The sequence below is a fragment of the Rhodococcus sp. NPDC059179 genome (assembly GCF_042754885.1).
Classification (GTDB): domain Bacteria; phylum Actinomycetota; class Actinomycetes; order Mycobacteriales; family Mycobacteriaceae; genus Rhodococcus_G.
Genome location: NZ_JBHZBV010000003.1, coordinates 237,522 through 257,008 on the forward strand (window position 1 = coordinate 237,522; position 19,487 = coordinate 257,008).

Sequence of the window (19,487 nt, forward strand, 5' to 3'; positions counted from 1 at the left end):
GCTCGCCTTGTGCGCGTGTCACAGCGGGATTGTGATTGAGTCACAGACCGTGACCTCGACACACGATCCGGTCAGCCCGACGCGTCCAGATCGGCGATCACCTCGGTGGGACGGACCGCACCACCAGCTCCCCTGGCACGGCGTTCCGAATGGCCGAACCCCTCGGCCAGAGTGGTCATCCGCGGGAGGCTACGCGGTCCTTCCGTCCCGCGAAAGATTCAGGCGCGATAGCCGTCGGTGCCGGACCTGGTCATGACGATGTTCGGGATCACCGCCCGCGACGAGAGCCTCAGCAGCGCGTCGACCACCTCGACGACGTCGTTGACCTCGAGCATCGCCTCCGGCGGTATCTGCTCGTGGGTCCAGGCGCTCATGTCGGTGTCCACGAACGCGGGTGCGATGGTCGTCGCGCAGACACCGTTACCGGATTCCTCGGCATTCAGGGTCGCCGCCAGCGAGATCAGCGCCGCTTTCGTCGCACCGTAGACCGCGAGGCCCCGCTCGGCGTACACCCCGGTGATGGACGCGAGCGCGACCACCTTTGCACCGCGACCGGGGTTCGCTGCGGCGCCAGCGCGCAGCAGCGGCAACGACTGCTGGAGCAGCTGAAAGGGCGCGCGCAGGTTCACCGCGACGGTCTTGTCGAACCGTCGTAGCGGGAAGTCCCCGATCTCGCCCACTGTCCCGACGCCTGCATTGAGGATCAGCGCGGTCATCGAACCGAACCGGTCCGCGTGCGCCTCGGTCACCCGGGCGATATCGGACTCGTCAGCCATGTCGCCCGCGATCGACACCACCTCGGCGGCCCCTGCCGCCCTGAGATCGCGTTCGACGGCGTCGAGCCGCTCGGCATCACGGGCGGTGATCGTCAACGAATACCCCGACCGTGCAAGCCGATTCGCGATCCCCAGCCCGATACCCCGCGATGCCCCGGTGACCAGCGCGGTCGAGTTCGCTCCGGTGCCGGTCACAGCCTCGCCCCCTTGAGAGCCCGCAGCCCCGCGCCGATGAACTCCGGCGTCGCCTCCGCGGCCCGGACGGCCCCGGCGCCGGCGTCCGACCCCTGCAGCGCGCGGTGCGTGATGCCCTCGCCGATCACCCCGAGCTTGAAGTTGGCCAGCGCCAGATAGAAGTTCCAGTCGCCCAGGTCCCGCCCCGAGGCGGTCGCGTAGCTCTGCGCGAGCTCGTCGGCGGAGGGCAACCGGTCACTGGTCCAGGCAGCGTCGAGGCCGAGCACCTTGTCGAACACCGGCGACCGGTACACGCACATCAGCGCAACGTCGGTGAGCGGGTCTCCGAGGGTGGAGAGCTCCCAGTCGACGACGGCCCGGACCACCGTCGGGTCGGCGTCGTCGAGAATCGTGTTGTCGATCCGGAAGTCGCCGTGCACGATCGAGGCCGCCGCCGACCGCGGGATCGACTCGGCGAGCGCCGCGTGCAATCGTGCGACGTCGGGCAGGTCCCGGGTCTTGACCCGATCCCACTGCCCGGCCCACAGTTTCACCTGTCGTGCCACGAATCCGTCCGGGCGACCGAAGGTTTCGAGCCCAACCGCCGTGTAGTCGACGGCGTGCAGTTCGGCCAGCACGCCGACCAGGGTGTGGGCGCCCGCCCGGACCTGCTCGTCGGTCAGCGCCGCGAGTTCGCTCTGGTCGCGCACCACGCGACCCTCCACGAACTCGACGACCGTCATCTGCGCGCCGAGCGCGGAACCCTGCTCATCGAAGGCAACGGTCCGGGCGACCGGGACCTTGGTGTCCTGTAGGCCGCTGGTCACCCGATACTCGCGCGCCATGTCGTGTGCGGACGGCGTCAACCCGCTGACCGGCGGACGCCGGACGATCCACTTGGTCCTGTCGTCCCTGGCGACGAAGGTCAGATTGGAGCGGCCGCCGCTGATCAGCTCGACCCGCAACTCCCCGTGCACCTCGAGGCCCTGGTCGACAAGAAACGCGCGCAGCGCGCCAACGTCCATGCCCGGCAGGCTCATCGCTGTTCCCCCTGTGCTCGCTTGGCCGCGCCGACCACCCGTTTGGCGATGGCCCAGCGGTGCACCTCGGATGGGCCGTCATAGACCCGGAACGGGCGGACCTCGCGGGAGAGCCGGGCCAGCGGCAGGTCGCCCGACACCCCCATTCCGCCACACATCTGCATGCTGCGGTCGACGATCCGGAAGATGGCCTCGGCGGCGTAGGTCTTCGCGATCGACGTCGCGTTCGACGCCGGTTCGCCGCGGTCGAGTTCCCAGCACGCCCGCACCAGCAGTGCCCGTGTGGCGGCGATGTCGATCTCGTTGTCTGCCACCATCTTCTGGATCATGCCCAGGTCGCCGAGCCTGGATCCGAAGCCCTCCCGCTGCGCAACCCGGGCGACCGCGACGTCGTGTCCGCGGCGGGCGGCACCCAACCACCGCATCACATGGGTCATCCGGGCAGGCCCGAGCCGAACCTGGGCGTACTCGAAGCCGCGGTCGACCTCGCCGAGCACCGCGTCGTCAGACACCAGCAGATCCTCGAAGAAGACCTCACAGTGCCCGCCGATCATCGCCCGGTCCAGGGTGTCGATGTGCCGGCCGACCCGGATCCCCGCCGCGTCGGCCGGCGCCAGGAACATCGTGGCGCCGCCGCGCTGTCCGGGCTCGCCCGAGGTGCGCGCCATGATGATGAAGAAGGCGGCACCGTCGGCACCGGTGATGAACCACTTGTGCCCGTTGATCCGCCAGCCGCCGTCCGCCCGGACCGCGCGGGTCGTCAAGGCCGACGGGTCCGATCCCGCCCCCGGTGCCGGCTCGGTCATCGCGAAGGCGGACCGCACGTCGCCGCGGGCCAGCGGAGCCAGGAACTGCTGCTTCTGCTCGGGGTTGGCGATGTGCGCCAGCATGTGGACGTTGCCCTCGTCGGGCGCCGCGATGTTCAGCGCGGTCGGCCCGAACAGCGAGTAACCGGCCTCCTCGAACACCGGCGCGCGGTCCGACATGTTCAGCCCGTGGCCGCCGTACTCGACAGGGGCGTGGGGGGCGAACACCCCGGCGTCCTTCGCGGCCTGCTGCATACCGATGCGCAGCGCGTCGCCACCCGCGACCGCAATGTCTCCCGCGTGCTCGTCCTCGATGGGCAGGACGACATCGCGGGTGAAGGTCCTGGTGCGTTCGATCAGGTCCTGCACTGCCGATGAATACGTCAGGTCGATCGACACAGCAACTCCCCGTTCCGGTCCACGCCGAACGATCGCTCGGCCTACGTCGTCAGCACGATTACATACTTGGCTTGGCCTGTCAACGGGATTGCCCGGCCGCCATCAGCTATTGTGTTCAGTAATCCTGAACATGTGGAAGGGGCGGGATGATCGAAACGCGGCGGCTCCCCGAGTCGATCAGGCTGGCCAGGGTGACCGCGGGACTGACGCTGCGCGAACTGGCGAGACGACTGACGATCAGCCCGGCAACCCTCAGCGCGATCGAGAACGGCAAGACCGGGGTCTCGGTGGAACGACTTCATGCGCTGGCCGCGGCGCTGGGCACCACCGCCGCGCACCTGATGGGCGAGGACGGCAACCCTCCCCCGCCCGCCGGCCGCCGAGTGCGCACTTCCCGGAGCGAATCCCCAGGGACGGCAACGACAGGTGCACACTCGGCGGGCGGGGCGCCGGGCGAGTGGCGAGCGTTTCCGGCACTGCGGATCGACCCGGTGCTCGCCGCCGCGATCGACTCGTTCGTCGAAACGGGGTACCACGGCGCGACGATGCGCTCGCTCGCCGGCCGGGCGGGCATGAGCGTGCCGGGCGTCTACCACCACTACCGCGACAAGCAGGAACTACTGGTACGGGCGCTCGACCTCACGATGGACGAACTGCACTGGCGTGTGCGCGCGGCCAGGGATGAGGGCGCCACCGCCATCGCGCGGGTGGCCCTGATCGTCGAGGCCCTGGCGCTGTTTCACACACATCGTCGCGAGCTCGCCTTCATCGGAGCCAGTGAGATGCGGAGCCTCGAGCCTGCGAATCGGGCACGGATCTCTGCCTCCCGCAACCAGGTTCAGTACCTGCTCGACGACGAGATCGACGCAGCGGTCGCCGACGGCACCCTGACGACGCGGCACCCGAGGGACGCGGGGCGCGCCATCGCCACGATGTGCACATCCCTGCCCCAGTGGTTTCGGATCGACGGGCCGTCCACGCCCGAGCAGATCGCCACCGAGTACGCGGGTTTCGCACTGGATCTGCTCGGGCGGGCGGCGGGGTACTAGAGCCCCACTCGCGAGTTCTCGTTGCGCGGCTGACCCGCCATGTCCGAATTGGGGCGAGCCTCCGCCACCAGCGCAGGAATGACCTCGCCGAGCTCCGCAGGATCCCAGCGGGCGTTCTTCGACACTCCCGGTCCGGCCACCCAGGTCTCGGCGACGCTGATCGAACCGCCGTGCACGTTGAAGACCCGACCGGTGATGCCGTCGGACTCCGGCGACCCCAGCCAGACCACGGTGGGCGAGATGTTGGCAGGCGCGGCGGCGTCGAAGCCGGTGCGCTCCTTCTCCGCCTCCATCGCGGCGACGAATCCCTCGAGGCCGGCGGTCATCTGGGTGAGCGCGGTGGGGGCGATCGCGTTGACGGTGACGCCGAGCCGGGCGAGCTCGTCGGAGAGGATCACGGTGAAGGCCGCGATCCCCGCCTTCGCGGCGCCGTAATTCGCCTGACCGATGTTGCCGTACAGGCCAGAGGGCGACGAGGTGTTGATGATTCGGGGGTGCGCGACCGGGGTGCCCGCCTTGTGCTGCTCGCGCCAGTACGCGGCAGCGTGCTGCGAGGGCGCGAACGTCCCGCGCAGGTGCACCCGCATCACGTCGTCCCACTGCTCGACCGTCATGTTGACGAACATCTTGTCGCGCAGGATGCCTGCGTTGTTCACGAGCACATTGAGCGTGCCGAACGTGTCGATCGCACTGCGCACCAGCCGGCCGGCGCCGTCGAAGTCCGAGATGTCGTCCTTGTTCGCGATGGCCTCGCCGCCGAGCGCCTTGATCTCCTCGACCACCGACTCGGCCGGCCCGAGGTCGTTGACCACGACCTTGGCTCCCTGCCTTGCGAATTCGAGCGCGTGCTCACGCCCGATGCCGCCCGCGGCGCCGGTCACGATCACGACGCGTCCCTCGTTGATGCCCATCCGTGCAACTCCCTCGCAGCTTGTCGGTCAGTCCCGCGGCCAGTTGAGGCCCTGTCGTTCCTCGATCTGTTCGTTCAGCCGCCTCAACAAGGAAACCAGATCCCGCCGGTCCGTCTCATCCCAATCGGCGACGAGCGAGGTGATGCCGTCGACGTTGTGCTGCCGGTCGGACCGCAGTTCGCGAAGTCCCCTGTCCGTCGGCCGCAGTCGCCGCGCCGTGCCGCCCTGCGGGTCGAGAATTCTCTCGGCGAGTCCGTGACGGACAAGCGCGGCGGTCTGCCGGTTGACCGTGGAGACATCGAGACCGAACGCGTCCGCGAGTTCCTTCAACGTCATCGGTTCGCTGATCTCCAGCCGGTACAGCAGCAGATACGCGGATCGGTCCAGTGCCTGCCGCTCCAGCCACATCTTGTTCACCAGGGTGGCGTGGCGGGCCATCAGGGTGATTTCGCGCTCCAGCCCGCGTCCTGTGTCGATCTCCTCGGAATCCATCGCGGTCATCCTCGCATCACGCCGACCCTCCAACTATTTGTGCACGATACATATGCTGTGTACTGTACACACTCATTGTCATGTTCGAATTTGATCGGCACCTAGAACACAAAGAGAAGAGGTCCGTCGTGACCAACGCGGCCACCAGCGCGACGCGGCGCACCCATCCCCCGACCTGGATCCTCGCCACGCTGGCGTTCACCGGCATCGTGGTGTCACTGATGCAGACTCTGGTCGTTCCGCTGATCCACGTCCTGCCCGAGCTGCTGAACACCTCGGTGTCCACCGCATCCTGGGTCATCACCTCCACCCTGCTGGCGGCTGCGGTCGTCACGCCGGTGGCCGGCCGCCTCGGCGACATGTTCGGCAAGCGGCGGATGATCCTGATCAGCATGGCCTTCCTCGTCGCCGGGTCCGTCTTGTGCGCGATCAGCGACACGGTCCCGCTGGTGATCATCGGCCGCATCCTGCAGGGCGCGGCGACCGGCGCGATCCCGCTCGGCATCAGCATCCTGCGCGACGAACTGCCCGCCGAGAAGGTCGGCGGCGCGATCTCGGTGATGAGCTCGACAATGGGTGTCGGCGGCGCGATCGGCATGCCGCTGGCCGCCGCGACGGCGCAGAACTTCAACTGGCACATACTGTTCTGGTCGTCCGCCGCGCTTGGCACCCTCGTCGCGGTCGCCGTCGCGATCCTGGTCCCCGAATCGCCCGTCCGCAATCCTGGACGTTTCGACTACCTCGGCGCGGTGGGCCTCGCAGCCGGTCTCGTCTCGCTGCTGCTGGCGATCACCAAGGGCGGCGAATGGGGCTGGACCAGCGCGACCACCCTCGGCCTACTGGGCGCGGCCGTCGTCGTGTTCCTGGCATGGGGTGCCGCCGAGCTGCGCATCGCCGAGCCCCTCGTCAACCTGCGGGTGTCGGCCTCTCGCCCGGTCCTGCTGACCAACATGGCATCGATCATGACCGGATTCGCCATGTACGCAACATCTTTGACGGTTCCGCAGCTGCTGCAGTCGCCGCCGGAGACCGGCTACGGACTCGGCCAGTCGATGGTGATGGCCGGGCTGTGCATGGCGCCTGCCGGAGTCGTGATGATGCTTCTCTCCCCCGTGTCCGCCCGCATCACCAACAGGTACGGCCCGCGGACCACGCTGATGGTCGGCACCGTCGTCATCGCGGCCGGCTACCTGATCGGAGCCGTCCTCATGAGCGAGGTCTGGCAGATCGCGCTCGTCTCGACGATCATCGGCGCGGGCATCGGGATCTCGTACGCCGCCATGCCCGCGCTGATCATGGGCTCGGTCCCGCTGCACGAAACGGCGGCCGCGAACGGGCTCAACTCGCTGATGCGGATGGTCGGCACCTCGTTCGCCGCCGCGGTGATGACCGTCGTACTGGCCAGCATGACCATGCCCTTCGGACCGACCGAGCTGCCGACCCACAAGGCCTTCGTGGTGACCTTCCTGATCGGCGCCGCGGCCGCCCTGCTTGCCCTGCTCATCGCGTTCTTCATTCCGCGACGGACCCCGGCGACCGTCGCAGCCCCCGTGCCGGTCGTGGCGCCGGAGTCGGAACCGGCGCGGTGAGCCGGATCTCCGCGGGAGGCCGAGATATGCCAGCACATTGCGCGCCATAAACGGAGCCGCGTCACCCGGAGATCAGTCTGCATTTGGTCGCGCTGACACGCCGAGGATGGCGGCGAGGAACGATGCGGCCAGCAGGAACAGGACGATACGGGTACCTCGCTCATCTCCGCTGAGATCGGCCCACGTCAGTGCTTGCGCCACCGCCGCCGTCAGGTACAGGCCGATCGCTGAGCTTGCATGTCGCGTCATGCGAGAACCCTAGTGAGTACGGGTGGAGCGCCCTCTCGAGTACACCCCGACCGGGCCCGATCTGACAGCCCGGAACCCATTGCTTACTCGCCGCCGCCGTCCGACTCCGCGACGGCACCTGCCGCCACCCCGGCTGCGCCGTGCCCGCAGCCGACTGCCAACTCGACCACATCGCGCGTTCCTCAAGGCCAACCCCACCCTCGGCCCTGTCCGGCGATGAACCAGCGACGCCTCGCGCAATAGAGCCCGGCTGTGTTGCCTCTGCGCTTACGATGTGCGGGTGGCCACCGTCATCGGGCCGGCCGCATGGTTTGCCCGACGAAGCACTGTCGCACGCACCGGTCCGCATGCAGGGCATGCGCCGGGTCGATGGCTCGTGATCGCATGTGCGGTGGTCGCCGCGGCGTGTTCGAACGGCACCGCCACGCAACCCAAGCCCCTCACCCTGGACCACGTCATCGCCGACGGCCGACTGCCATGGACCGATCGGCTGCTACCGCCACAGATCCCGACGGTCGTCCCGCCCGGTCCGCCTGGCGCCGCCCTGCCGAACGAAGGCGGCGGCCTCCGCGTCGCGGGAGACCGCGTCGGGTTGTACGGGGGAAGCCCGGACCGTGTGCTGTGTGACCGGCAGCGACTGGTCGATGACCTGGAGAGCGATCCCACGAAGGCGGAGGCCTGGTCGGGCGTGCTGGATGTCGAGGACGTGCGCACCTACGTCCGCACCCTCACGCCCGTGCTGCTGCGCGCGGACACAAGGGTGACCAATCACGGCTACAGCGGAAGCCGCGCCACCTCGTATCAGTCGGTGCTCGAGGCCGGGACGGTCGTCCTGATCGACGACCACGGGACACCCCGAGTGCGGTGTGCGCGGGGAAGCCCGCTGATCGATCCGTACCCGGGCCTCGAACCGGCCACCCAGGAAGAGCCCTGGCCCGGATTCGACGCCGAGCGAGTGTTGGTCGTTCAACCAGCGCAGCAGCCGATGGCACAGGTGACGGTCGTGGACCTGATGACCGGCGGCCTGTCGGCCGTTCCGATCGGGGCGGGACCGCAACAACCCGCGGACCGGCCGGGCCCCACGCCGCCGAGTCCACCCCCCGGCCCGCCACCGCCGCCCGTGCCTGCGCCCCAACTCGAGCCGCTCGCCGTCGCACCGCCACCGGTACAGAGGCAGGCGCCCGAACCGCCACCTCCGCCACCACCGGCGCCCGAACCACCGCCACCGCCAGAACCGCCGCCACCGGCGCCAGCACCGGTCCCGGTGGCTCCGCCACCGCCCCCTCCGCAGATCCAGGTGCAGATTCCGGGCCTGCCGCCGCTGGTGATCCCGATTCCCTGATCTCTGCGGCGCTACAGAGCTAGGACAACACCTCGACGAGGGTGGTCTCGGTGTCACCGATCATGTACTTCTCGATCGCGTCGAGGTGCTTACGCCAGAACTCCTGAGCGGCCGTGGCATCGCCCTGGCGGAGCAGTCCGAGCAGCTTGAGGTAGGCACGATGCGCCGCGAGGGCCGCGGGCCGCTCGTTGCCGCCGCCGTGCGCGGCGATGAACAGGGCGTTGTGTGCGTCGATGATGTGCACCAACATTCCGCCGAGGACCGCGAGCGTCTGGTTCCCGGTGAGGTCGATGAGTGCCTGGTGCACGTCGACGTCGTGGCGCGCGAACCCCGCCGAGTCCTCCACGAGGTCGGCACCCGCCTCGATCAGTTCGGCGAAGGTGGTGAGTGCGTCGCCGCGGTTGCCCTCGGCCAGCATTCCCACTGCGGACACCTCGAGCGACGCCCGCGCGCGATACACGTCGACCAGCGGTGTGCCCTGGTACTGGAGCAGCAGTCCGGTGTACCGCGCGGCGACCGACGCGTCGGGCGCGAGGACCCTGGCGCCGCCGTGCGCGCCGCGCAACACCGTGATGATCGACTCGGATTCGAGGATCCGGAACGCCTCGCGCAGGGTCGGCCGGGACACCCCGAACTGCTCCATGAGCACGGCCTCGGTGGGCAGCGGGTCGCCGACGTTGAGTTCGCCGGTGATGATCCGTCGCCGAAGGTTGGCGGCCACCAGCTCACCGGCCTTCGGTACCCGAACCACCGATGATTTCGTTCCGGCCGTCACCATCACCCTCACTCCTGTTCGGTCACGCCCCGCGCTGACCAGGACGAACGACCGACCAAGAGTACAAGAGTTGACCGAATTGGTTGTTACCCGCTCTCCCCCTGCTCACCCGACGACAGGTAGGCACGCTGCACCGCGTCGAGATCCGCACCGATCTCGGCGGCCGTCCCCTCCAGCATCACCTGTCCGCGGCGCATCACGTACACACGATCGGCGACCTTGAGGACCTGGCGAACGTGCTGCTCCACCAGCAGGACTCCGAGGTTCTGGGTGTCCGCGGCAGCCCGCACCACGGCGAGCAGCCGCGCCACGATCTGCGGCGCCAGCCCGAGAGACAGCTCGTCCGCCAGCAGCAGCCTCGGGTTCCTGGCCAGCGCCCTGGCCAGGGTGAGCATCTGCTGCTCGCCGCCGGACAGCAGTCCGGCCGGGCGCCCGAGCAACGCGCGCAGCTCCGGGAACACCGCGCACGCGGCATCGGCCCCGACGCCCGCCAACCGCAGATTGTCCGCCGCGGTCAGCCCCATGATCACCGACCGCTCCTCGGTGACGTAGCTCAGGCCGCGCCCGGCCAGGCGTGACAGCGAGGCCCGCTTGTCGGAACCGAGAACGGCGAGGCGACCCGAGATCGGCGGCAGCTCGCCCGCGACGGTCAGCATCGTGGTGCTCTTGCCCGCGCCGTTGGCGCCGATGAGCGCGACCACCTCGCCCGCCCGGACGGTGATGTCGAGATCTCGGCAGACCACCGCGCCCGCGTAACCCGCGCTCAGTCCCTCGCATTCGAGCACCATGGTCGACGCCGCAGCGCGCTCTCGTGTCGTGGTCGTCATGTCGCCGCCCCCGTCATCTCGTCATCGGTCCCCAGGTACGCCTCGCGCACCCGTGTGCTCTGCGCGATCTCCCCTGGAGTGCCCTCGGCGATGACCCGGCCCGCCTCCAGCACGACGATCCGGTCGCAGGTGGACATCACCAGGCCCATGTCGTGTTCGACCAGCAGCACCGCGGCGTTGCGTTCGACCGCGAGCTGCCTGATGCACGTCGCCAGCTCGCGGCTCTCCGCGTCGTCCAATCCCGCGGCAGGCTCGTCGAGCAGCACCACCGACGGCCCGGACGCGACGGCCCTGGCGATCCCCACCAACCGCCGCCTGCCATACGACAGAGCGCCAGGGAGCGCGCCCAGGTCGCCCTCGAGCTCGAAGTCGCGCACCGCCGTTGAGGCGGTCGGCGAGAGCGGATGGGTTCCCGGCCGGACCAGATCGGTCAGCCAGGTTCGCCACGTCGACTCGTCGGCGCCTGCGTGGATGTTCTCGGCGACGGTGATGTCCTCGAACAGTTCGAGGGACTGGAAGGACCGACGCAGCCCACCCCGCGACCGCTTCGCCGTCGACCACCCTGTGATGTCCTGGTCCCCGAGCGTGACCTGCCCCGCCGCGGGACCGACGAACCCGGTGATCGCGTCGATCACCGTCGTCTTGCCCGCTCCGTTCGGCCCGATCAGGCCGACGACCTGGCCCGGCTGCACCGCGAGGTCGACGCCGTCCACTGCGGTGACCCCGCCGAAGCGCACGGTCAGACCCTGAACGGAGAGCGGCGTCGGCGTCGCGGCGCGCACGGTCGTCTCGGCAGAGAGCTGGGGTACCCGTGCCGGCTCACGCCTGGGCAGCGCCCGCAACCAGGGCATCCTCCTGACCGCTGCAGCCACCCGGGAAAGCATGTCGGCGATGCCGTTCTGATTGGTCAGCAGGATCACGAGGAGGACAACCCCACCGATCAACGTGGAGATCGCCCCGGTGGTGGAGCTGCTCTCCACCAGTCGGCTGAACAGCGCGCCCGGCGCCATCAACGCACCGATGACGCCGCCCAACACGAATCCAAGGCCGCCGGTCACCGCCTGCACCACGGCGTTGATCGACGCGAACACGTTGAACTCGATGTAGGTGACGGAGGTGTTGCGCAGGCCCAGCAGGATGCCGCCTACGCCCGCCAGCCCAGCGGCGAGCGCGAACGCGTAGATCTTGACCGCGAACACGCTGATGCCGAGCGACGCCGCGGCCCGTTCGTTGGTGCGGACCGCGATGAGACGGCGACCGGTCCGCGACCGCCTCAGGTTCGCGACCATCAGTCCGCACAGGACGAGGACCAGCAGGCACAGCAACGCCCACCGCTCGGGGTACTCGGTCGCGGTCACCTCGAATCCGAACAGGCTCAGTTCCCGGATCCGCACCGCCCCGTCGATCTTGTCGCCGGTCAGGGTCGGGTTGTTGAAGACCATCTCCTGGATCGTGAACCCGAGCCCGAGGGTCACCACCGCCAGGTTCACCCCACGGGTGCGCAGCGCCGGGAGCGCGAACAGGACGCCGATCGCGATGACCGACGCGACGCCGACGATCGCCGCGGGGATCAGTGGCCAGCCGGCCTGGCCGACGAGCCTCGCGGTGAAGAGGGCGCCGAGCCCACCGACGGTGTACTGCGCGAGCGAGAGCTGCCCGGCGAAACCGGTGAGCACGACGACGGACAGCAGGAACACCGCCGCCGCAAGGGTCAGGGTCAGCGAGCGCAGCCAGTCGCCGCTGAACACGATGACCACGACCGCGAGCGCGCCGACCACCACGGCCAGTGTGCGCCAGCGGATCTGGCCCGATCCCAGCCGCGGCATCCGTTCGGAGACGTGGCTGCGCAGCGGCAGGCCCTTGCCCCGCACGACGAGCACCACGAGGATCACCAGGAACGGCACCGCACGGTTGATCCCGGTCAGCGTCTCCAGCCCCAGCAGGTCGCGGATCCGGTCCTGGTACAGCACGACCAGGCTCTCCCCCACCCCGAGCAGCAGCCCGCCGAGCAGGGTCAGCGGGAAGGACTTGAAGCCGCCGAGCAGGGCTGCGGCCAGTGCGGACACCGTGACGATGATGATGAACGCGGTGGGGGTGAGCCCGGTCAGCGGAGCCACCAGGACTCCCGCGGTCCCCGCGAGCGCGCCGCCCACCGTCCAGGTCAGGGCCGCCAGACGCTGCGGCGACCACCCGAGTGCCGCTGCGGCCCGCTCGTTCTCGGCCGCGGCGGTGATCGCCAGGCCGACCCTGGTGTATCGCGTCAGCCCCCAGAGCACGGCGGTCATCCCCACCGCGATGCCCAGCAGGATCAGCCGGTCCTGCTGCACCACGACCCCGCCCCAGTGGTAGGCGTCGTTCGGCAGGAAGGCGCGCACCCGAATGGATTTCGATCCGTAGTACTGCTGCACACCGGCCTGCAGAATGACCAGCAGGCCCAGCGTCGCGGCCAATCGGACGATCGGCGCGGCGCCCGCCAGCCACCGCAGGACCAGCACCTGGAACAGCAGCCCGATCAGCCCGGCCACCAGCACCGCGACCGCGAAGGCCGCGGGCAGGGACCAGTCATGTTCTCCCCGAAGAGTTTCCAGGCAAACATAGGCGGCCACCATGGCGATGGCACCCTGAGCGAAGTTGACCACCCCGGATCCGCGGTAGACCAACACCACGCCGTGCGCCAACAGTGCGTACGCCGAACCCGCGCCGAGGCCGAGGATGGCGAATTGCAGGAATTCAGTCATTCAACTCTCCGAGAACTCGGGAGCGGTCCCGGCGTCGCCGCCGGGACCGCCTCTGCCGTGTTACTGACCGCGCAGGTCGTACTGCTTGGGATCGGTGACCACGGCCTCACCGTCGAACTTCATCCGGTACATCATCGAGTTCGACACCCGCTGGAAGATCCCGAACGGCGACACTGCTCCCGGGGTCCAGTTCGGCACCAGGCCGAGCATGTCCAGGTCCTTGGCGCTCTCGAAACCCTGCGTCACGGTGTTGGCATTGACCGAGCCCAGTCCCTCGGCCACCTGGCTGAAGGCGCGGACCGAGAGCCAGGAGAACAGTTCCGTACCGGTGAGGTTCTCCCGCTCGAGGCCCTCCTCGCCGGAGTCCTTCATGTCCGCGAGGAACGGCTCGAGCCCGGGGAAGTCCTCGGTGCTCGACGACGGCGCCGGGACCGGGCTGGTGTACACCGCACTGGTGGCGAAGGCGCCCAGGTTCTGCAGGTCGGCCTGCGTGAACCCGGTGGCCGCGTTGCCGAAGCTCAGCTTGGAATCGAGCTGGTCGAACGACTCGGCGATCTGGTTCGACTCGTTGGCGGTCAGTGCCATGATCACGCCCTGCGCGTCGTTGCGTTCGGCGGCGACGACGAACTGGGTGTAGTCGGTGGCGCCCGCGCCGACCGCGACCTCGTTCACGATCTCGGCGCCCTTGGCCTGTACGGCCGGGCCGAGCAGCTGGATCAGCATCGCGGCGACCGGGACGTCGGGGCGCATCAAGGAGAGCTTCGTCTTGCCCTCGGCGACGAGGGTGTCCACCAGCCCGTACAGCGTCAGTAGTGACCCGGAGAACGGCGTGAACACGTTGGGCGCGGTGAAGTCGGCGATGTTCATCGGGTTGAGGCCGATCCGCGGGATCCCCGCGGCGGCGAGGATCTGCGACACCGATTCGGCGGAGGTGGGCGTGAAGTCCGCGAGGGTCGCGACCACTCCCTCGGACACCATCTTCTTGGCGCAGTCGACTTCCTTGTTCGGGTCACCCGTCGAGTCGCACTGGATCAGCTCGAGCGGGCGTCCGCCGACTCCCCCTCGCGAGTTGAGCGCGTCGATCGAGGCGGTCATGCCTGCCGCCTGGGTCGCGACGGACAGTCCGGCGGACTCGATCGGAACGATCTGTCCCACCTTGATCGGCTGGCCGGTCGCGGCGCCCTCCGTCGATTCCGCGCCGCTGTCGCCGCTACATCCGGCCGCGACGAGGCTGACTGCGGCGAGTGAAGCGAGTACCGGGGCAAGTCTCTTCAAGTTCACAGTGCGTCCTTCGAGATAGGCAGCGATTCCGCAGGAGCGTATGGGAATGCGCCGCAAAATTTCCGGTGAACGCAGATTCTCGATATACCGTGTAACGATTCCGTCCAGTCCTGTCTCACTCAGCGGTCACCGAATCAGGCACGTCACGGCCCGACGGCCCGACCGGCCAGTTCCACCAGTGCCCCGACGATCTCCGGGCCGCCGAACATCTCGGCATCGTTGTGCCCGACCCCGGGCAGCGCGACCCGCACTACGGGACCCCCTGCGACCTCGGCCACCCGCTCGCTGTGGTCGGGCGGGACGATGGTGTCGGCGGTGCCGTAGACGATCGTCGTCGGCACATCGATCCGCCCGACGGCCTCCGCGACCGGAAAGCTGTCCCACAAAAGCAGCCGGACCGGCAGGAAGGGATAGTGCCGCTGGCCGAGGGTGGCCAGGTCGATGAACGGCGAGCGCAGCATCATTCCGGCCGGGCGATGCTCGGTCGCGAGCTCGGCGACGACGCCCGTACCGAGGCTCTCACCGAAGTACAGCAACCGCTCCGGCGGCACCCCTCTGTGGTCGACGAGGTGAACGCGGGCCGCGCGAACGTCCCGGGCCAGTCCGTCCTCGCTGGGGTGCCCCGGATTGCCGCCGTACCCGCGGTAGTCGAAGAGCAACGTCGCGAACCCCGCCCCCGCGAAGGCACGGGCCAAGGGGGCGCGATCGGCCCTGTTCCCCGCATTCCCGCTCGCCACGAGGACCGTCACACCGCGATCCGCTCCGGTCGGCGGCACGTACCAGGCTCCGAGCTCGAGACCGTCGGAGGTGGTCAACCGGACATCCTGGGCGCCGTCGATCACCCGATCCGCCGACGCAGGCGCCGCGCCGTCCGGCAGGTAGATCAGCCGACGCTGAAACACCCACAGGGCGACCAGCAGCAGCGCGACGACCGCCACCGCGACGAGCACGGTCCGCGCGACCCACGCGCCAGAGGCCATGCCTCGAGTCTGCCCGCTCGAGCCCGGCCGCACACCCGCCGCTGGGGTCAGCGCTTGTGCTGGAGGTACCAGTCGATGAGCTCGGGGGCGTCGATCGCGCTCCGGTCGACGATCCGGTCCGCGTCGGCGCCCTGGAACATCCGTTTGATCGGCACCTCCAGCTTCTTGCCGGTGCGGGTGTGCGGGACACCCGGCGCCGCGATGATCTCGTCCGGGACGTGCCGGGGCGAGGCCTGCTCCCGGATCGTCGACTTGATCCGGTTCTCGAGCGCCTCGTCGAGCACGACGCCGTCCGCGAGCACGACGAACAGCGGCATCCAGTACCCGCCATCCGGCTGCTCGGCCCCGATGACGAGGGCCTCGGTGATCTCGGGCAGCCGTTCGACCGCCTGGTAGATGTCGGCGCTGCCCATCCGGATGCCGTTGCGGTTGAGTGTCGAGTCCGAGCGACCGTGCATCAGCACGCTGCCCCGCTCGGTGATGGTGATCCAGTCGCCGTGCCGCCATACTCCGGGAAAGTCATCGAAATAGGCATCGTGGTAACGCTTTCCGTCCGGGTCGTTCCAGAATCGAACCGGCATGGACGGCATCGGCTTGGTGATGACGAGTTCCCCCACGTCGCCGCGAACGGGCACGCCACCCTCGTCGTAGGCGTCGAGCGCGACCCCGAGGAACGGCGCGGACAGTTCACCCGGCCAGACCGGGACGGTGCGCGCGCCACCGATGAAGGCAGACACCACATCGGTGCCGCCGGTGATGGAAACCACTGGCGCACAGACATTCTCGGCCAACCACAACGACGATGACGCGGGCAGGGTCGACCCGGTGATCCCCACCGCGCGCAACGCGGTCAGGTCGTGATCCCGGCGGGGGACCACGCCCGCCTTCGCGCAGGCGAGCACGTAGCCCGGGCTGGTGCCGAGCACGGTGGCCCGATGCCGCGCGGCGAGCACCCACAGCGAATCGGTTTCCGGATATCCGGGGTTGCCGTCGAAGCAGACGATGGTGGCGCCGACCAGCAGGCCTGCCACCTGGAAGTTCCACATCATCCAGCTCGGGCTGGTGTACCAGAAGAAGGTGTCCGCGGACCCGATGTCCATTTGCAGGGCAATCGATTTGAGGTGCTCGAGGATCACGCCGCCGTGCCCGTGCACGATTCCCTTCGGCAGCCCGGTGGTGCCCGAGGAGAACACCACCCAGAGCGGATGGTCGAACTCGACGGCCACCGGCTCGAGTGGCGCCGCGCCCGCGGTCGCCTCGGCCCAACAGACGATGCCCTCGGTGTCGGCCGCCGGACGCTTTTCGGAAGAGCCGAGACGCTGTACAAGCACCGTCAACGTCAGGCTCGGCAGTCCGGCGCGCAGTTCCGCTATCGCCTCGCCGCGGTCGTGGTGCTTGCCACCGAAACGGTAACCGTCAGCGGTGATCAGCACCGACGGTTCGAGCTGGCCCAGTCGGTCCAGCGCAGCCGGAGCCGAGTAGTCCTGGCCGCAGGCCGCCCAGATCGCGCCGAGGCTCGCGGTCGCGAGGAACGCGACGACGGCCTCCGGAATGTTCGGCAGGTAGCCGACGACCCGGTCGCCCGGCCCCACCCCGTTCGCACGCAGGGTCGCGGCCAGCGTACCCGCCTGCCTGCGCAGTTCCTCCCAGGACATGGTCACGTCCTCGGACGCCGCCTCGCCGGAGTAGACGATGGCGGGCCGGTCGGACCGCTCGTTGCGCAGCACCTGGTCCACGTAGTTCAGCCGTACCCCCGGGAACCACACGGCGCCGGGCATCCGGTCCTCGGCCAGCACCTCGCCGACCGGCGTCGCCGACCGGACCCCGAAGTAGTCCCAGACCGACCGCCAGAAGTCGTCAAGGTGCTCGACCGACCATCGCCACAGCGAGTGATAGTCGGGCACCGACACCGAGTACTGCTTCTCCACCCACTCCGCGAAGTCGGTGATCCGGGCGCGGCGCACGTCGTCCTGTGTCGGTTCCCACTGCGGCTGTGGCGATCCCATGCGGTTCTTCCTCTCAGTCGGTCTGCTTGGGGACCCGGATGATCAGTGCGTCGCCCTGACCGCCGCCGCCGCACAGCGCGGCCGCGCCGACGCCGCCGCCGCGACGACCCAGCTCGAGCGCCAGGTGCAGCGCGATCCGCGCACCGGACATACCCAGCGGGTGCCCGACGGCGATCGCGCCGCCGTTCACGTTGACCTTGGCCGCGTCCAGTCCGAGTTCGCGGGTGGATGCGATGCCGACGGCCGCGAACGCCTCGTTGATCTCGATGAGGTCGAGGTCGGTGGGTGCGATGCCCTCCTTCGCGCAGGCCTTCGCGATCGCGCGCGCGGGCTGCGACTGCAGGGTGGAGTCCGGGCCTGCGACGACGCCGTGCGCGCCGATCTCCGCGATCCAGGTCAGGCCCAGCTCCTGCGCCTTGGCCTTGCTCATCACGACCACCGCGGCGGCGCCGTCGGAGATCGGCGAGGCCGACCCGGCGGTGATGGTGCCGTCCTTGCTGAAGGCCGGACGCAGCGCGCTCAGCGACTCGACGGTGGTGTCGGCGCGGATGCCCTCATCCTCGGCGAAGACGATCGGATCACCCTTGCGCTGCGGGATCTCCACCGGCACGACCTCGTCGTCGAACAGGCCGTTCTTCCAGGCACGCGCGGCGTTCTGGTGCGAGGCCGCCGCGAAGGCGTCCTGCTCCTCGCGGGTGATGTGGGCGGCTTCCTCCTGGTTGACCTGTTCGGTCAGCAGCCCCATCGCCTGGTCGGTGAAGATGTCGTGCAGGCCGTCGTACGCCATGTGGTCACGCATGCTCACATCGCCGTACTTGAAGCCCTCGCGGCTCTTCTCGAGCATGTGCGGCGCGCGGCTCATCGACTCCTGGCCGCCGGCGACCACGATGCCGAACTCGCCCGCGCGGATGAGCTGGTCGGCCAGCGCGATCGCGTCGACGCCCGAGAGGCACACCTTGTTGATGGAGAGGGCGGGCACGTCCATCGGGATGCCTGCGGCCACGGCCGCCTGGCGCGCGGGCATCTGACCGGCGCCCGCGGTGAGCACCTGGCCCATGATCACGTACTCGACCTTCTCGGGCGCGACGCCCGCCTTCTCCAGCGCGCCCCTGATGGCGATGCCACCGAGATCGGACCCGGAGAAGTCCTTGAGCGAACCGAGCAACCGACCCATCGGCGTGCGGGCTCCGGCGACAATGACCGTGGACTCAGACATCTGTTTCCTTTCCTTCCAGCGAGAGCTGGTTTTCAGTTCGGCGGACGATCGCCTCGGCGTGCCGGAGCACGGGTGCGTCCACCATCTTCCCCTCGAACGCGAAGACCCCGCGTTCCTCGGAGACAGCGGCGAGAACCCTTTGTGCCCAGTCGATCTCGTCGGCAGAGGGTGCGTAGGCGGCGCGGATCACCGCGACCTGACTCGGGTGGATGGCCACCTTGGCGTCGAAGCCGACGGCGACCGCGTCGAGCGACTCGACCCGCAGGCCGTCGTGGTCCTTGATGTCGAGATACACCGAGTCGAGGGCGAACCGGCCGTGGGCCTTCGCCGCGAGCAGCGAGGTCGATCGCACGTGCCGGGCCACGTCACGGTACGAGCCGTCGGGGTGGCGGCTCGAGTTGCCGCCGAGGGCGGCAACGAGGTCCTCCGCACCCCACATCACGCCGATCGCATTGGCGACCTGGGCGGACTCGGCCACGGTCAGTGCGCCGAGCGGCGACTCGATCAGGGCGATCACCTCGCGCGGGGCGAGCGAGCGCACCTGTTCCGCCGATTCACATTTGGGCAACATCACCCGCGGGTAGCGGGTCTGCAGCAACGCCTCGAGGTCGAGCCCCTGGTCCTCGGTGCCTGCCGCGTTGATCCGCACCACCGTGCGCTCGGGGTCGAGCGGGGTGTCGATCAGCGCGCGGCGGGCGGCCGCCTTGTCCGCGGGGGCGACCCCGTCCTCGAGGTCGAGGATGACGACGTCGGCGGCGGCAGCGGCCTTCGCGTAACGCTCCGGCCGGTCGGCCGGGCAGAACAGCCAGGCGGGTCCCGGCGGTGTCCAACTCATGG

At 69.2% G+C, this 19,487-nt stretch carries 17 protein-coding genes; 3 read left to right on the forward strand and 14 right to left on the reverse strand.

Features of this window, described 5'->3' with window-relative positions:
• Positions 1 to 218 precede the first annotated feature (218 nt).
• Genes ACFXMV_RS09350 through ACFXMV_RS09360 form a run of 3 tightly spaced genes read right to left on the reverse strand, consistent with a single transcriptional unit; the run spans position 219 to position 3,195 of the window.
• Positions 219 to 971: an SDR family NAD(P)-dependent oxidoreductase gene (locus ACFXMV_RS09350; RefSeq protein WP_378500088.1), complete on the reverse strand. Its 753-nt coding sequence runs from the start codon at positions 969 to 971 to the stop codon at positions 219 to 221.
• Complete coding sequence (locus ACFXMV_RS09355; RefSeq protein WP_378502909.1) at positions 968 to 1,990, reverse strand: phosphotransferase family protein; 1,023 nt, start codon at positions 1,988 to 1,990, stop codon at positions 968 to 970. The genes ACFXMV_RS09350 and ACFXMV_RS09355 overlap by 4 nt, the downstream gene beginning before the upstream one ends.
• The gene (locus tag ACFXMV_RS09360; RefSeq protein ID WP_378502155.1) at positions 1,987 to 3,195 is read right to left on the reverse strand and encodes an acyl-CoA dehydrogenase family protein; all 1,209 of its coding nucleotides are present in this window, start codon (positions 3,193 to 3,195) and stop codon (positions 1,987 to 1,989) included. Before ACFXMV_RS09360 ends, ACFXMV_RS09355 begins: the two co-directional genes overlap by 4 nt.
• Before the next feature lie 146 nt (positions 3,196 to 3,341).
• Between ACFXMV_RS09360 and ACFXMV_RS09365 the strand changes: the two genes are divergently transcribed.
• Complete coding sequence (locus ACFXMV_RS09365) at positions 3,342 to 4,244, forward strand: TetR family transcriptional regulator (RefSeq protein WP_378502910.1); 903 nt, start codon at positions 3,342 to 3,344, stop codon at positions 4,242 to 4,244.
• Here the strand turns inward: ACFXMV_RS09365 and ACFXMV_RS09370 are convergent.
• The gene (locus tag ACFXMV_RS09370) at positions 4,241 to 5,155 is read right to left on the reverse strand and encodes an SDR family oxidoreductase (RefSeq protein WP_378500106.1); all 915 of its coding nucleotides are present in this window, start codon (positions 5,153 to 5,155) and stop codon (positions 4,241 to 4,243) included. The two genes, ACFXMV_RS09365 and ACFXMV_RS09370, sit on opposite strands and share 4 nt — an antisense overlap.
• Before the next feature lie 27 nt (positions 5,156 to 5,182).
• Positions 5,183 to 5,647 carry a MarR family winged helix-turn-helix transcriptional regulator gene (locus ACFXMV_RS09375; protein WP_378500105.1) on the reverse strand — a complete coding sequence of 155 codons (465 nt, stop codon included), beginning with the start codon at positions 5,645 to 5,647 and terminating at the stop codon, positions 5,183 to 5,185.
• 128 nt (positions 5,648 to 5,775) lie between these two features.
• Between ACFXMV_RS09375 and ACFXMV_RS09380 the strand changes: the two genes are divergently transcribed.
• Complete coding sequence (locus ACFXMV_RS09380) at positions 5,776 to 7,236, forward strand: MFS transporter (RefSeq protein WP_378500104.1); 1,461 nt, start codon at positions 5,776 to 5,778, stop codon at positions 7,234 to 7,236.
• Positions 7,237 to 7,308: 72 nt separating this feature from the next.
• Here ACFXMV_RS09380 and ACFXMV_RS09385 read toward each other — a convergent pair whose 3' ends face one another.
• Positions 7,309 to 7,485, reverse strand: coding sequence for a hypothetical protein (locus tag ACFXMV_RS09385; RefSeq protein WP_378500103.1), 177 nt, complete (start codon positions 7,483 to 7,485; stop codon positions 7,309 to 7,311).
• A 376-nt stretch (positions 7,486 to 7,861) separates the two neighbouring features.
• Here ACFXMV_RS09385 and ACFXMV_RS09390 point away from each other — a divergent pair, with 376 nt between their 5' ends.
• A complete protein-coding gene (locus tag ACFXMV_RS09390) occupies positions 7,862 to 8,827 on the forward strand; it encodes a DUF6777 domain-containing protein (protein ID WP_378500102.1) in 966 nt (321 codons plus the stop codon).
• Between the two features lie 19 nt (positions 8,828 to 8,846).
• On the opposite strand, the gene ACFXMV_RS09395 is transcribed toward ACFXMV_RS09390, so the two are convergent.
• The 8 genes from ACFXMV_RS09395 to ACFXMV_RS09430 form a co-directional block, all read right to left on the reverse strand.
• Positions 8,847 to 9,605 (reverse strand): FadR/GntR family transcriptional regulator, encoded by a 759-nt coding sequence (locus ACFXMV_RS09395; RefSeq protein ID WP_378500101.1) that lies wholly within the window; start codon positions 9,603 to 9,605, stop codon positions 8,847 to 8,849.
• Between the two features lie 83 nt (positions 9,606 to 9,688).
• A complete protein-coding gene (locus ACFXMV_RS09400) occupies positions 9,689 to 10,429 on the reverse strand; it encodes an ABC transporter ATP-binding protein (RefSeq protein ID WP_378500100.1) in 741 nt (246 codons plus the stop codon).
• Positions 10,426 to 13,167 (reverse strand): ATP-binding cassette domain-containing protein, encoded by a 2,742-nt coding sequence (locus ACFXMV_RS09405; protein WP_378500099.1) that lies wholly within the window; start codon positions 13,165 to 13,167, stop codon positions 10,426 to 10,428. The genes ACFXMV_RS09400 and ACFXMV_RS09405 overlap by 4 nt, the downstream gene beginning before the upstream one ends.
• 60 nt (positions 13,168 to 13,227) lie before the next feature.
• A complete protein-coding gene (locus ACFXMV_RS09410; protein ID WP_378499026.1) occupies positions 13,228 to 14,448 on the reverse strand; it encodes an ABC transporter substrate-binding protein in 1,221 nt (406 codons plus the stop codon).
• Positions 14,449 to 14,591: 143 nt separating this feature from the next.
• Complete coding sequence (locus ACFXMV_RS09415) at positions 14,592 to 15,428, reverse strand: alpha/beta hydrolase (protein ID WP_378499025.1); 837 nt, start codon at positions 15,426 to 15,428, stop codon at positions 14,592 to 14,594.
• A gap of 47 nt (positions 15,429 to 15,475) precedes the next feature.
• Positions 15,476 to 17,434 (reverse strand): acetoacetate--CoA ligase, encoded by a 1,959-nt coding sequence (locus ACFXMV_RS09420; protein ID WP_378499024.1) that lies wholly within the window; start codon positions 17,432 to 17,434, stop codon positions 15,476 to 15,478.
• A 13-nt stretch (positions 17,435 to 17,447) separates the two neighbouring features.
• Positions 17,448 to 18,650: an acetyl-CoA C-acetyltransferase gene (locus ACFXMV_RS09425; RefSeq protein ID WP_378499023.1), complete on the reverse strand. Its 1,203-nt coding sequence runs from the start codon at positions 18,648 to 18,650 to the stop codon at positions 17,448 to 17,450.
• Entirely contained in the window at positions 18,643 to 19,485 is an 843-nt protein-coding gene (locus ACFXMV_RS09430; RefSeq protein WP_378499022.1) for an HpcH/HpaI aldolase/citrate lyase family protein, read from the reverse strand. The genes ACFXMV_RS09425 and ACFXMV_RS09430 overlap by 8 nt, the downstream gene beginning before the upstream one ends.
• Positions 19,486 to 19,487: the final 2 nt, after the last annotated feature.

Coding starts and splice junctions, on each gene's coding strand:
- ACFXMV_RS09355 (WP_378502909.1), bottom strand. CDS start 1,990: ATGAGCCTGCCGGGCATGGACGTTGGCGCGCTGCGCGCGTTTCTTGTC.
- ACFXMV_RS09365 (WP_378502910.1), top strand. CDS start 3,342: ATGATCGAAACGCGGCGGCTCCCCGAGTCGATCAGGCTGGCCAGGGTG.
- ACFXMV_RS09370 (WP_378500106.1), bottom strand. CDS start 5,155: ATGGGCATCAACGAGGGACGCGTCGTGATCGTGACCGGCGCCGCGGGC.
- ACFXMV_RS09375 (WP_378500105.1), bottom strand. CDS start 5,647: ATGGATTCCGAGGAGATCGACACAGGACGCGGGCTGGAGCGCGAAATC.
- ACFXMV_RS09385 (WP_378500103.1), bottom strand. CDS start 7,485: ATGACGCGACATGCAAGCTCAGCGATCGGCCTGTACCTGACGGCGGCG.
- ACFXMV_RS09395 (WP_378500101.1), bottom strand. CDS start 9,605: ATGGTGACGGCCGGAACGAAATCATCGGTGGTTCGGGTACCGAAGGCC.
- ACFXMV_RS09400 (WP_378500100.1), bottom strand. CDS start 10,429: ATGACGACCACGACACGAGAGCGCGCTGCGGCGTCGACCATGGTGCTC.
- ACFXMV_RS09405 (WP_378500099.1), bottom strand. CDS start 13,167: ATGACTGAATTCCTGCAATTCGCCATCCTCGGCCTCGGCGCGGGTTCG.
- ACFXMV_RS09415 (WP_378499025.1), bottom strand. CDS start 15,428: ATGGCCTCTGGCGCGTGGGTCGCGCGGACCGTGCTCGTCGCGGTGGCG.
- ACFXMV_RS09420 (WP_378499024.1), bottom strand. CDS start 17,434: ATGGGATCGCCACAGCCGCAGTGGGAACCGACACAGGACGACGTGCGC.
- ACFXMV_RS09425 (WP_378499023.1), bottom strand. CDS start 18,650: ATGTCTGAGTCCACGGTCATTGTCGCCGGAGCCCGCACGCCGATGGGT.
- ACFXMV_RS09430 (WP_378499022.1), bottom strand. CDS start 19,485: ATGAGTTGGACACCGCCGGGACCCGCCTGGCTGTTCTGCCCGGCCGAC.